The following is a 12,640-nucleotide window of genomic DNA, read 5'->3' on the forward strand; positions in this document are numbered from 1 at the left end:
ACTGCCCGAATCCCAGGATGTAGATGTGGCAGATAGATGAGGGGAAGGTTATCGCTCTTACCCGGGGAGATCTCACAGACGATAAGTAGGAAAAAAAATCCGAAAGACGGAGTAAAGCTTGCTGTGAAAAGTCAGCATAAGCCATACTACCGGGAAGTTTTTTTTCTCGGGAAGGGCTGAACAATCGTAAGTCTCAAGTACATCCAGCAAGCCATCGCCCAGCAGCTGCAGCCCTGTTTGAGCCGCTCTTTTCGGAGGGAAGCTACGGCTATCGCCCGAAGCGAAGCGCGCAGCAAGCCATAGGGAAAGTAAAAGAATATGCGGAAAAGGGGTATGGCTACGCGGTAGAAATCGACCTCTCCAAATATTTCGATACGCTGAACCACGAGCTGCTGATGAATCTCCTGCGCAAACAAATCCATGACAAACGCGTAGTCGACCTGATTAAGAAATATCTGAAAAGCGGGGTTATGGAAACGGGATCTACTGCAAAACGGAAGAAGGCTCTCCACAGGGCGGCCCCTTATCCCCTCTGCTGAAGAACATCTATCTGAACGAACTCGACCAGGAGATGAAAAGCCGAGGGGTTATCGTCATTCGCTACGCGGATGACATCGTGGTGCTAGCCAAGAGCAAACGAGCAGCAACGCGACTACTGGAATCATGCCAGAAGTACCTGGAAAACAAGCTGAGACTAAAGATGAATACGCAGAAGCAAGGTGGTCAGTGCAGTTGCCCGGAAGCATTTCAAAATTTAAAGAAGTATAATAAAAATCACGCAGGAATGAATTATGCGGTAAGCTATATAAAGAAGGAAATATGACTGTAAATCAAATTTGTGAAATTACTAATGTATCTAGGGCATCATTATACAGGTAATTATCAGAAGTGAATAATTAGCCATTCTGTATTCTTCTAATGGGCAATATTTTTAAAGAAGAAAAGGAAACAATAGAATATAAATAAAAACTCTAAATTATTCAACTAACTGTAACACTGTTAAACTAACTTTGCGGAACTAACTATCAAAAACTGATATTTTTATGATCCAACTTCGTATGACTTATTGACGATTAATGATAACTTTGTATAGGAGTGAAATAAATGAAAAATATAACAATATTAATAGCTGATGATGATATTGAAATTGCTGATTTGGTTGCTATACATTTAGAGAAAGAAGGGTATCGTGTCATTAAGGTATCGGATGGGCAAGAAACCATTGATGTTATCCAGACTCAACCAATTGATTTACTAATTTTGGATATTATGATGCCAAAAATGGATGGATATGAAGCTACACGTCGCATTCGCGAAAAACATAATATGCCCATTATTTTTTTGAGCGCTAAAACGTCTGATTTTGATAAAGTGCAGGGACTCGTGATTGGAGCAGACGATTATATGACGAAACCATTTATACCCATTGAATTGGTAGCTCGGGTAAATGCACAGCTGCGACGCTTTATGAAGTTGAATCAACCTAAAACCAAACAGAACTCAAACTTGGAGTTTGGAGGATTAACGATTTCACCTGAACAACGTACAGTTACTCTATATAGTAAGAATATTGAGTTAACACCGAAAGAGTTTAAAATTTTATATTTATTAGCCAGTAATCCAAATAAAGTTTATAGTGCAGAAGATATTTTTCAGAAGGTATGGGGGGAAGCATACTATGAAGGTGGGAATACCGTTATGGTTCATATTCGTACTTTGCGGAAAAAACTTGAAGAGGATAAACGAAAAAACAAATTGATAAAAACTCTATGGGGGGTAGGTTATCAATTCAATGGGTAAAATACTACGAGGCTTTCGTTCAAAAATGATAATACTGTTAGGTTTAAGCATGTTGTTGTCTAGCGTCATAACATATCTACTCTTTAAAGTACTCCAATTGTATTATTATACAAATGTTAGTCATGGAGATACACTAGCTTATTTTCGCAAAATCATACAAAATATTGGAGACCTTAACGTCTTTTTACTGTTATTTATCACGCTTTCGATATTATTTTTCTTTTTACTTACAAAACCCTATTCTGCCTATTTCAATGAGATTTCAAAAGGAATTCATTATCTCGCTCAGGGTGACTTTAAGCATCGAATTCAAATATTGTCAAATGATGAATTTAGTGATATTGCACAAGGCATTAATCTGGCAAGTGAAAAATTAGAACAAGCCATAGAAAGGGGTGACTTTTCGGAAAGTAGCAAAGAGCAGTTAGTAGTAAATTTGGCTCATGATTTGCGAACACCTCTTACCTCTGTTTTAGGTTATTTAGATTTAATCCTTAAGGATGATAGCTTGACTGAAAATCAGATCAGGCATTATTTAACGATTGCCTTTACCAAATCTCAACGCTTAGAAAGGTTAATTGATGAATTATTCGAAATAACTAGGATGAATTATGGCATGTTACCAATTGAAAAGAAACAAATCGATTTAAGTGAGCTACTTATTCAATTGAAAGAAGAGTTGTATCCTGTCTTCGAGAAAAACGATTTGATAGCAAGAATGAATATGACTTCCCCTTTATCTATTATGGGTGATGGAGAGTTATTGGCACGTGTGTTTGAAAATCTTCTGATTAATGCAAATCGCTATGGGTATGAGGGGCAGTATGTAGATATCAACGGTTTTATTGATTCAGAGGAAGTAGTTATTCAAGCTATCAATTATGGGGATGCCATTCCTCCAGATGAACTGCCTCATATTTTTGATATGCTTTATACTGGTGACAAAGCACGAACTCATCAAGAAAATAGTACAGGTCTCGGTTTATTCATTGCGAAGAATATTGTAGAGCAACACAATGGGACAATAACTGCCGAAAGTGATTTAATACGCACTATATTTGAAGTCCGATTACCAATGGCGGATTTCTAAGAAGATTAATAATAAAATCCAAGTAAAAATTTAAGAGAAATTTAATATTTACCCCACTTTTTATTTTAAAAGTTTTTCCTATCCTATAAACAAGTTACATCAAGGAGGAGAGACTAAAAATGAAAAAGTGGGGATTTTTATTGGTTTTTGCATTATTTCTAGTTTTTATTTTTAATATATTACCGATATCCCAAGATAAAGTAGAAGATCAAATATATGAACAAAATGATAATACAGCTACTGAAAATACCCAAAAGATTGAGATTACAGAAGAGCAGATCTATCAAGGGGATCTGCTTTTGGTTAACAGTGAATATGCTGTTCAACAAGCTGGTATAAAATCGGATATCATAAATTTATTTACACACAAAGAATTAACAACCGGATACCAGTTACTTAATAGTGAAATAAAATTATCAGAAGAAATAGCTGAAAAATTTTCGGAGATAATAGCTGCGGCTGAAGAGGATGGGGTTAGTAATTTCTTAATTAGCAGTGGTTATCGAGACTTTGATGAGCAAAACAGACTGTACGAGGAGATGGGGGCTGACTATGCTTTGCCAGCTGGTCATAGCGAACACAATTTAGGATTAGCACTTGATGTAGGGTCTACTCAAATGAAGATGGAAGAAGCACCTGAAGGAGAGTGGATAGAAGAAAATTCTTGGAAATACGGCTTTATCTTACGCTATCCCTCGGATAAAACGGATATTACAGGAATTCAATATGAACCATGGCATATTCGCTATGTCGGCTTGCCTCACAGTGCGATTATGCAGGAAATGAATTTAGCTTTGGAAGAATATTGGGATTACTTAAAAGAAGAAAAGAGCATTTCTGTTAGTGCTGATGGGAAAAAATATACAATTTCATATTATCCCATTTCTCAAAACGAGACAATTGAAGTTGAAGTACCAGCGAATGAACAGTATGAAATATCTGGTAATAATATTGATGGAGTGATTGTGACCACATTTTCTTGAATTAGGTTCTAAAATGATAAAGTCATAGGTTTAAATGTAAAGTTAGGAGACGTATTCTATATGCTTACACTTACTCACAAGCAGCAAGCGAGTAAAGCGAACAAAAGAAAGCACTGCATGACGGGGAAAAGCTTGCTTTGCACCATCAAACAGCCATTTGAGCAGCACAAAGACAATCAGCGCCGTATACAATTGGCCATAGACGGCATTTTCCGTTGTGCCAAATAGCGTCGGATGTTCAAATGTTGCTTGATCCAGCGAAAGAATACCTCTATTTGCCAACGTGCTTTGTACATCAGCGCGATTTGTTCAGGCGTTAATACGGATTGAAGGATAGATGGAGTCGTCACCTTTCGGTTGGTTTGTAGGGGTAAAACGATTTTACCGAGTTAACGACTCTTTTTCTACTATTTAGTGGTTAATCGACAGGCTTGGTAGAATGGTTTTACACGTTAGGTCGGCTTATAGTCAAAGCCGTTACGAATTTATAAACTGAATATCAGAGAATAGGCGGGAAGAAATGAAAAATGGAAGTATTATGAATAAACAAGAGAGAATTGAAACAGTCTTTTTATATGGAGTTTTCATTTGTTACGTACTTTTTTTATTTAAATTATTGTTCTTATCAAGAATTTCACTTTTGGATTTGTTAAATAGTCAAAGGACTTTAGATAGGTCAATCAATCTCATTCCTTTTAATAGTATAAAGGAATATATATTTAGCAACTCTGCCACTATAAAAAATTTCGCTTTTGCTAATGTGGTTGGCAATATAGTTATCTTTATTCCTCTTGGCACATATTTGTCATTATTCAAAAAAAATAAAAGAGTAATAACCAATCTGCTATTTATACTCATAGTGAGTTTATTTTTTGAAATCATTCAGGGGCTTTTAGGCATTGGAGCATCAGACATTGATGACATAATTTTAAATTGTTTGGGTGGATTAGTTGGTATTTTAGGGTATAAGTTTTTATTGTTTATATTACGAGATGGGAAAAAAGTACGTACTGCAATCACAATACTATCAGCAATAGGATTACCTGTTTTATTATATTTATTATTTGTGGTGAGATTGCGCCTCTGAATATCTTTATTGCATATGCAAGATGATACCCTACACAAAAGGAACGGTCTTATGACAAAGGATTTTCCTTCTGCTTTGTAACGTTCAGGGGCTGCCCGTTTTAACCCGCAGGGCTACGTGCAACTTAACAATCGTGATAGCTTTTTCATGGAGTCGTCACCTTTCGGTTGGTTTGTAGGGGTACAAACAATTTTACCGAGTTGACGATTCTTTTTCTACCATTTAGTGGTTAATCAACAAGCCTGCCATTAAGCATTTTCTATTCTAGTAATACAATACGAGGGTATTTTTTATTTAGTTTGCTCGTTTATAGGTATGATATTACTTTATTATCCATTTTTATTTCGAAAAATTATCTAAATGAACATTATGATTGTCTGTACATCCCCGCATACTCCCAAGAGCGACGGATTATTTACACATTGACGACGCTTTTGCGATTTACGCCGCAATTCTTCAGTAGACATTGTGGGTTCAAAAAATGAGAAAGCGGGTGCTTACCATGAGCAGAAATAGATTGACGCAGATATTCCCTTTCCTGCTGCCAGTTCGGGTCATGCAAAGGAAGATATGTTTTTATGCCAGTATACGACTTGATGGCCGTCGCTACGCGGAAACCATTGCCGAGAAGCAGTCGCTCTATAAGCTCTTTGAAGCGGGCTGCGCATTATACAACGGCAATACCGGCTTTGACATGGTGTATCAGGTAAACAAGGTATTTAACCTAAAACTGGCAGCGAAGACGCTGAACGGTCTTTTGTTGAAGCCGGACGAAACTTTTTCCTTCTGGCGGCTTGTACGCCATGCGTATAAGCGCCCCCCTATAAAGACGATCTTACGGTAGCTTAGGGAAACAGAAATTTCACAGTAATTGCGAGTCTGGTTAAAAGAATAAATTGCGTGAGCAAATGTCTAAATCAAGCAATCTGATATCCTACATTTCATCTTGCATACACATAAAAATATTGAATGAATTGGATTAGATAGAACGCAGTATGTGGGGGAACTCGCTGTACGGTGTGAAGTGAGGGAAAAACCGGCTATAACGTCAAAGGCTTACCAATCGCTATAGTAACGAACAAAGCCCAATTCTCAATAGTGTTGAGGAATTGAGCTTTTTAATATTGTAATTTCCTTAACGTTGTAAATCCGTATTTTCCTGACGCTACCCCATTTTAAAATAATTTGACACTTTCGTAACCTCCGTAAGAGACTAACATTAGCAGAGACGTTCCTAAAGCTTTAAATCGAGACTGGGAGGTAAGAACCTTTGGACGATCATGTCGATAATGGACTAATCGGAATTTCTATACTTACCTGCCCGCCTCCCGTTTCGGTGGAGTTAGCGATGTGCAGCGTTCCGCCATGCAGGTTGACGATAGATTTCGTAATGTACAGCCCCATTCCGTAATGCCCATTTAATCTTCTGGACGAGTCGCCCATATAAAATTGCTCAGCCGCCTGTTTGAGGGCTTCCCGGGTGAAGCCGGGACCCTCATCTAAGACGGTGAACCGGATGCGTTCCAGGGTCGTTTCCACGGTCATCCGAATCTCGCTATGCTCCGCCGCTTGGTCTACCGCATTGGAGGCAACATTCATGATGGCTCGTTCCAGTAGAACGGGGTCCGCATACAGCGTGTCAGGAAGGTTGTATACTCCGAACACTACGGATATTTTTTTGGGGGAAGCCAAGGCCAGTATCAGATCTTTTATTTTAGCCAAATAGAAGTCAGTATCAATCGTTTCCGCCCGCAGGGTGGCTGCTGTTTCCGCCTTTGTCATTTCAATGAGGGTCTTGATATACTGCTCCATCTGTTTGGTGCTCTCCGCTATATAATCGGTATACTCCTTTTGCTCCTCGGACTGCTCTGTTTCGGACAGCAGGTCTACATTCCCGCGAACGATGGTGAGCGGTGTTTTGACATCGTGTGCCAAGGCGGCAATTTGCTCTCGTCGGCTTTTTTCGAGATTCCACTGCTTCTGCAGTGAAGTCTTTAATGTTTCTTTCATTTTATCCATGGAATGGAGCACCTGATCGATTTCCATAACGCCACTGAGCTTAATCGAGAAATCCAGGTCCTGTGCTTGAATTTGCTGGGTGGCCTGTTGTAGTCCACTCATTTTGTGCGCCAGCTTTCGTCCGAAGGAGGAAGCCAGCAACGCAACCCCCACCAAGAAGGCGATACAGAATACGACAAAAAAGGACAATTCCGCGTTCGGCATATATTGGCGCAGAATAGGGAGCTCAAACTGTGCCGCGATAGAGTAGCGCATCACAGTAACCTCATCATTATGCCGGACTTTCATATAATTATAGGGAAACTGATAGATAGTATCGCTCTGCTGTGTAAGACTCCAAGCGGCTTTAGCCTGCTTTTCAGAAAGATTTCCTTTTTTTAGGCTGCCGTCCGAAGTGAATAACGCGTATTTATATAGGTCCAGCTTGGAATTCGGCTGAAGGGCCTTGCCCGCTTCAATGATTGTCTTGGCCTCCAGTACCTGCTTCTCCGCATAGTTCGCGGGAAGAATGGCGCCATAAGACATCAGAACATAGAAGATAAGGGCCAGGGATAACGCGAATGCAATCGTCCCAATACAGAAAATAGCTAAATAACCCAGGAACATGGTCCGTAGCTTAGTTGACTTTCGCGCTTGCTGTACTTTGATTATTTCCATCGGTATCCAATCCCCCAAACTGTCTCTACCGGGGAAACCTCTACTTTGCCAAGCTTGGCCCGAATATTTTTAATATGCTCTACGATAGTGGCGGAATCGCTGTCCCCGTCAAACCCGAAGACAGATTCGTAAATGTGTTCTTTCGAGAACACCTGTCCCCGGCTCAGGGCGAGAAACTTACATATCTCATATTCGCTTTTGGTAAACGGGACGACTGCGTCTCGAACGGTGATTTCCTTGCCTGACAGATTGAAATGAACTTCCCCGATACAGAACACATTACGCCGTTCACGATTCTCCCGTCTGAGGTGAGCATGGATTCGTGCGCGCAGCTCCCCGGCCCCAAACGGTTTAACAATGTAATCGTCAGCTCCTTCCCCAAGTCCCACCATTACATCGGTCTCCATAGATTTTGCGGTGAGGAACAGGATCGGACAGTCTACCTTGCTGCGGATTTCCCGGCAGAGAGTGAACCCGTCTATCTCAGGCATCATCACGTCCAGGAGTATGAGATCAAATGCGCCAAGCTGCATGGTGAGCACCTGTGAAGAGGTAGAGACCACCGTGACAACATGGTCATCTTTCTGCAAAATATTTTGAAGGAGCGCCAGAACGGCGGGTTCATCATCAACGGCCAACAGGTTTGCCATACTTTATTCACTTCCTTTTCTTTACTCGAATGAATCTTGTCCTTCCCAGCGCCAAATCCATAATCCTAATAATATCATGATCGTAAAGGTCCCAGCCGCACAATATCCGATTCCTGAATCAAGCTGCATAGCAGCAGGGATGGTACCTCCCGAACTTACGCCATATTGCACCCAAATCGTGATGAATCGGGCGGCCCAGGCACAGGGGATGAATATCCAATTATGATCACCTAGCCCGGTAAGTAACAAAGCAGACAGCAGGCTTTCCGCAATGCCCAAGCCGATGGAAGCTCCCTTGCCGAATCGCAGACTAACGAAGAAATGGAGGATATAAAGGAAGATACTGGAGGTGAATAGAATGCAGGCAGCCGATATATAGAAATTGAAGCCATATGGAGACTCGTTCAAAAGGTACAGAAAGCCAGTGCCAAAACCGCTTGAGGCAAATAGAACACTGCTAAATCCCAGGATTAGAAGCAGGCTGAACTTGCTTAGGAAGGGCAGCAGCTTAACCGGGGAGGTCAAGAGCTGCTGAAAATGCCCTGCGGCTGATTCCTGATCGGCAGCCATAGAACAGACGATGCCGATCAGGGTAGGAAGGGACACGGCCAAGACCTGCAAATAGCCTTCCACCTTAGAAACTGGTGAATAGGGAGTGAAGGAATAATAGGCCAGAAAGATGACTATGCCCAAAAGCGGCATTAGCAGGTGCACAAGCAGCATCGGCTGCCTTCTAAGCTTGAGCATATCGGACTTTAGATAGCGGAAAAAAGTTGTCATCTTACTTGACCTCCCGTTTGCGGAAAGGCATAGCTGTCAGTACCGACAGAATAATAAACAGGCTGAGTGAAAGCACGACGCCGGGCATAATGACACCTTTATCCAGGAGCAAATCTCCCGCAGGAACGGCAAGTCCATTGGGCAGCACTTTAATTACAGCGCACATCAATCGGGCTGGAATTGCATAGGGAACCGCCCACCACACGGTAGAAGTAGCAAACAGAATGGAGCAGGCTACATTACCCACCATGTTGATAATCAGGGTAGCAAACATACCTATTCGGTCCGTAAGGAACAGGCAAAACGGAATTTGCCACAAAAAGGTGATGAAGAGCAGCAGACTTGCAGCAGCGCTTCCCGCCAATGTTATGGAGCTTGAGAACACGAATCCACCAAGTGTTATCCCGATAAATAAGATAATAGAGGAGACGAAGAAGAGTCTTGCGCAAACCCCGATTTTACCGTACCACACACGTGCCAGATCTACAGGCATTCCGAGAAGAGTACGGTATTGAAGCTTCTTGCTATCCTTTTGAATCACCCCTGAGCACATTAAGGTAAGGGCGCCGGGCAGTAGCATGGTGTACCACCAGTTATAGCTGGCGCTTTGGAGCATATTTCCCGCCATGAGTCCGGTACACAGAAGAAGCGTGACAATGGGAGCAAGCCAAACCAGCTTTTTGGTAAAGGTGCGCTTTAGTTTCAGATGTTCAGCGGCTATATATTGCTGCATCCTACTCACCGCCCTTCCGGTATTCCCGTGCAATTTGCATGAACAACGATTCCAGGTTTTGTCCTGGGGTAACCGCCTCCTGATATGCTAGCACACCGCCGGCGATGATGCCGACATGATCAACGATTTGTTCGACTTCAGACAGAATGTGACTGGAGAGAATCACAGTAATCCCCTGCTTCGGGAAGGAACGAATCAGCTCGCGTTGCTCCTGAATGCCAATCGGGTCCAGTCCGTTGGTCGGCTCATCTAAGATCAGCAGCTTGGGATGGTTCAGAAGGGCAATGGCGATGCCCAGCCGTTGCTTCATGCCCATCGAGAACTGTCCGGAGCGTTTTTTCCCGGTATGGGTCAAATCAACGATGTTCAATACTTCATCAATCCGCGAATCAGGCAGTCCCAGCAAGGTGGTACGAACCTTTAAGTTCTCTCTGGCTGTCAAATTCTCATAGAGCGGAGGTGATTCGATCAGCGCGCCGATCTGGGCAAGATCCCTTCGTGACCAGGGATTTCCTTGATATAAAATCTCACCGGATGTCGGGCGGAGCATACCGGTTAGCATTTTCAGCGTAGTTGATTTTCCAGCCCCGTTTGGCCCGAGCAGGCCATAGACGGAATTCTTCTGAATAGACAGCGAGACGTTGTTCACCGCCTGCTGGCCCCTGAAGCTTTTGCAGAGATTTTGAGTCTGTAAAATAATGTTGTCCATATAAGCTCATCCTTTACATTCGTTCTGGGAACTAATTTAAAGGACAATTCTAAGGAATTTATAAGGATTTGAAATATAAAGAGATGCTCCTTAAAGGAACATCCCCTTTTCGTAATTGTATATTTCCACCCAAGCTGTGCTCTGAAAAATGATAACCCTACACATTATTCTATACTTGCGCAACGGGGCGGATCACAATCTCATTCACATCGATGTCAGCCGGCTGCTCGATGGCGTATGCAATAGCGCGGGCTACCGCGTCTGGTGTCATCGCCAATGTATCTCGGATGTCAGCAAGTTGATCTTTCAATTTCGAATCAGTCACACCTAGTGTGAAATTGGTATGTACAATACCAGGTGATATGATGGTCACGCGCAGCTTATCGCCTGCCTCCTGGCGCAGTCCCTCTGAGATGGCCCGTACGGCGAACTTCGTGCCGGAGTAGACCGACTGGGTCGGTACGGTTTTATGTCCTGCTGTAGAAGCGATGTTCACGAAATGTCCGAAACCCTGCTTGCGAAAGACAGGCAGCGCTGTGGCAATGCCATACAAAACGCCTTTAATATTGACGTCAATCATGTCCTCCCAATCCTCGACGCGCAGGTCATCGAGAGGGGAAATTGGCATAACGCCGGCATTGTTGACGAGAACATCCAATTTGCCGTACCGTTCGCAAGCCAATGTAACGAGGTTGGACAGGGCATCGCGCCGTCTCACGTCAGTACTTGCATAGATGGCTTCACCACCTTTATTCGAAATGCGTTTTGCCAAAGTCTCTAGACGTTCCGCTCCGCGTGCGCCAAGCACGACTTTTGCACCGCGCTCTGCAAGAAAAAGTGCTGTTGCCTCGCCAATGCCACTGCTTGCGCCCGTGATGATGACGACTTTGTCCTTAATGTTTCCTTCCAAGCTCATAACCGAATCCTTCTTTCTTTGATATATTGAATGCATCGTTTTCCGTTGTCTTGCAAGTAAATTTTATGTAAAATTCGATTGAATCAGGTAGTCGAATCATGTCCAATGCTTGCCCAATCCTATCCGTCGTCGATATAATATGCACATTAGCGTTTTCGAAAAGGAAAGGTGAATATGCACGAAGAACTGATTTATCTGATTCAACGTCACGCACCTTCGGACGGTACGCATGCTTCTGCTATACCAGAACTTCGTTTCAGGCGTGCAAGCCATGTCTCGGAGCCGAAGCATACCGTCAATAGTCCCTCCCTGTACATGATCGCACAAGGCTCAAAAACAGCAACACTGGCCGGAGAAAATTATATATACGATCCAACCTCTTACTTGGTCAGCTCGGTTCATCTGCCTGTCATCGGAAAAATAACTCAAGCCTCACCGCAGCTTCCTTATTTAAGCCTTCAATTATCCATCAGCCCGGATATTATTCTGGAAATAATCAAGGAAAGTGATCCTCAGTGGAACGAAAAAACGGGACGAGGCATTTTGGTAAACCAATCCAATCCTCTTCTGCTTGATGCCTTGCTTAGGCTTATCAAAGTTTTGGATACACCTAAGGATATTGGGTTCCTTGCGCCGCTTATCATCCGTGAAATCCTTTATCGTGTGCTGCAAGGCGAGCAGGGGGCTTTAATCAGGCAATTTGCTGTAGTGGGCAGCTATGCGCATAGCATCTCCAAAGCAATTCATCTGATTAACCGTGACTACGCAAAGCCTCTCGTGATCGAACAATTGGCGAAGGAAGTAAACATGAGCTCTTCTTCCTTGCACAAACATTTTAAAAAAGTAACAGCCATCAGCCCGTTGCAGTATCAAAAGGTCATCCGATTGCAGGCAGCACGCCGCTTATTGCTTTCGGATGGATTAGCAGCCGCGGATGCGAGCTTTCGCGTTGGTTACGAGAGCCCCTCCCAGTTTAGCAGGGAGTATTCCCGCATGTTTGGACGTTCACCGATGAATGATGTTAAGCATCTGCGTGATGCTATAAGTGTTCCGGTTGATATACATCCCAATAATTAACCATCCCGCTTTGATGAGTAGTAGGTTCTAATACAACCATTTGCCCTATCGTACATGAGGTTTATGCCCTTATGTACGATTTTTTTATTTCGCTATCGATCTAAGATGTATATAAGAAACCAACGTTTAACTTGCAGGG

The 12,640-nt window shown here is 42.7% G+C and carries 12 protein-coding genes and 4 pseudogenes; 9 read left to right on the forward strand and 7 right to left on the reverse strand.

Features of this window, described 5'->3' with window-relative positions:
- The first annotated feature begins 299 nt into the window (after nt 1-299).
- From LCF57_RS28260 to vanY, 6 genes and pseudogenes are all read left to right on the forward strand, one after another.
- Nucleotides 300-539, forward strand: coding sequence for a hypothetical protein (locus tag LCF57_RS28260; protein WP_413232208.1), 240 nt, complete (start codon nt 300-302; stop codon nt 537-539).
- 5 nt (nt 540-544) lie between these two features.
- Nucleotides 545-655, forward strand: a pseudogene (locus LCF57_RS27680) (group II intron reverse transcriptase/maturase); the annotation flags it as partial.
- Nucleotides 656-754: 99 nt separating this feature from the next.
- Nucleotides 755-879 (forward strand): annotated as a pseudogene (locus tag LCF57_RS28265) (helix-turn-helix domain-containing protein); the annotation flags it as partial.
- Between the two features lie 225 nt (nt 880-1,104).
- On the forward strand, nt 1,105-1,800 hold the full coding sequence (gene vanR / locus LCF57_RS19195) for a vancomycin resistance response regulator transcription factor, VanR-F/VanR-M family (RefSeq protein ID WP_226002140.1): 696 nt from the start codon (nt 1,105-1,107) through the stop codon (nt 1,798-1,800).
- Nucleotides 1,793-2,890 carry a sensor histidine kinase gene (locus LCF57_RS19200; protein WP_226002141.1) on the forward strand — a complete coding sequence of 366 codons (1,098 nt, stop codon included), beginning with the start codon at nt 1,793-1,795 and terminating at the stop codon, nt 2,888-2,890. The genes vanR and LCF57_RS19200 overlap by 8 nt, the downstream gene beginning before the upstream one ends.
- A gap of 119 nt (nt 2,891-3,009) precedes the next feature.
- The gene (gene vanY / locus LCF57_RS19205; RefSeq protein ID WP_226002142.1) at nt 3,010-3,873 is read left to right on the forward strand and encodes a VanY-A/VanY-F/VanY-M family D-Ala-D-Ala carboxypeptidase; all 864 of its coding nucleotides are present in this window, start codon (nt 3,010-3,012) and stop codon (nt 3,871-3,873) included.
- 42 nt (nt 3,874-3,915) lie between these two features.
- Here vanY and LCF57_RS19210 read toward each other — a convergent pair.
- Nucleotides 3,916-4,184 (reverse strand): annotated as a pseudogene (locus tag LCF57_RS19210) (transposase); the annotation flags it as partial.
- Nucleotides 4,185-4,393: 209 nt separating this feature from the next.
- Here LCF57_RS19210 and LCF57_RS19215 point away from each other — a divergent pair.
- Together LCF57_RS19215 and LCF57_RS19220 are read left to right on the forward strand one after the other, a co-directional pair.
- Complete coding sequence (locus LCF57_RS19215; RefSeq protein ID WP_226002143.1) at nt 4,394-4,960, forward strand: VanZ family protein; 567 nt, start codon at nt 4,394-4,396, stop codon at nt 4,958-4,960.
- 502 nt (nt 4,961-5,462) lie between these two features.
- Nucleotides 5,463-5,803: pseudogene (locus LCF57_RS19220) on the forward strand (VanW family protein); the annotation flags it as partial.
- A gap of 435 nt (nt 5,804-6,238) precedes the next feature.
- Here the strand turns inward: LCF57_RS19220 and LCF57_RS19225 are convergent.
- The 6 genes from LCF57_RS19225 to LCF57_RS19250 all read right to left on the reverse strand — a co-directional run bounded on the left by LCF57_RS19225 (nt 6,239) and on the right by LCF57_RS19250 (nt 11,424).
- Nucleotides 6,239-7,636 carry a sensor histidine kinase gene (locus tag LCF57_RS19225; RefSeq protein ID WP_226002144.1) on the reverse strand — a complete coding sequence of 466 codons (1,398 nt, stop codon included), beginning with the start codon at nt 7,634-7,636 and terminating at the stop codon, nt 6,239-6,241.
- Nucleotides 7,627-8,286, reverse strand: a complete 660-nt coding sequence (locus tag LCF57_RS19230) for a response regulator transcription factor (RefSeq protein WP_226002145.1) — start codon at nt 8,284-8,286, stop codon at nt 7,627-7,629. The genes LCF57_RS19225 and LCF57_RS19230 overlap by 10 nt, the downstream gene beginning before the upstream one ends.
- A 21-nt stretch (nt 8,287-8,307) precedes the next feature.
- Entirely contained in the window at nt 8,308-9,066 is a 759-nt protein-coding gene (locus LCF57_RS19235; RefSeq protein ID WP_226002146.1) for a lantibiotic immunity ABC transporter MutG family permease subunit, read from the reverse strand.
- Between the two features lies 1 nt (nt 9,067).
- Nucleotides 9,068-9,799, reverse strand: a complete 732-nt coding sequence (locus tag LCF57_RS19240) for a lantibiotic immunity ABC transporter MutE/EpiE family permease subunit (protein ID WP_226002147.1) — start codon at nt 9,797-9,799, stop codon at nt 9,068-9,070.
- Nucleotide 9,800: 1 nt separating this feature from the next.
- Nucleotides 9,801-10,508, reverse strand: a complete 708-nt coding sequence (locus tag LCF57_RS19245; protein ID WP_226002148.1) for a lantibiotic protection ABC transporter ATP-binding protein — start codon at nt 10,506-10,508, stop codon at nt 9,801-9,803.
- 169 nt (nt 10,509-10,677) lie between these two features.
- On the reverse strand, nt 10,678-11,424 hold the full coding sequence (locus LCF57_RS19250; RefSeq protein ID WP_226002149.1) for an SDR family oxidoreductase: 747 nt from the start codon (nt 11,422-11,424) through the stop codon (nt 10,678-10,680).
- A gap of 174 nt (nt 11,425-11,598) precedes the next feature.
- Between LCF57_RS19250 and LCF57_RS19255 the strand changes: the two genes are divergently transcribed.
- The gene (locus LCF57_RS19255; RefSeq protein ID WP_226002150.1) at nt 11,599-12,501 is read left to right on the forward strand and encodes an AraC family transcriptional regulator; all 903 of its coding nucleotides are present in this window, start codon (nt 11,599-11,601) and stop codon (nt 12,499-12,501) included.
- The last annotated feature ends 139 nt before the right edge of the window (nt 12,502-12,640 follow it).

Origin of the sequence: Paenibacillus sp. BJ-4 (assembly GCF_020404765.1) — a bacterium.
In the GTDB taxonomy this organism is placed as follows: domain Bacteria; phylum Bacillota; class Bacilli; order Paenibacillales; family Paenibacillaceae; genus Paenibacillus.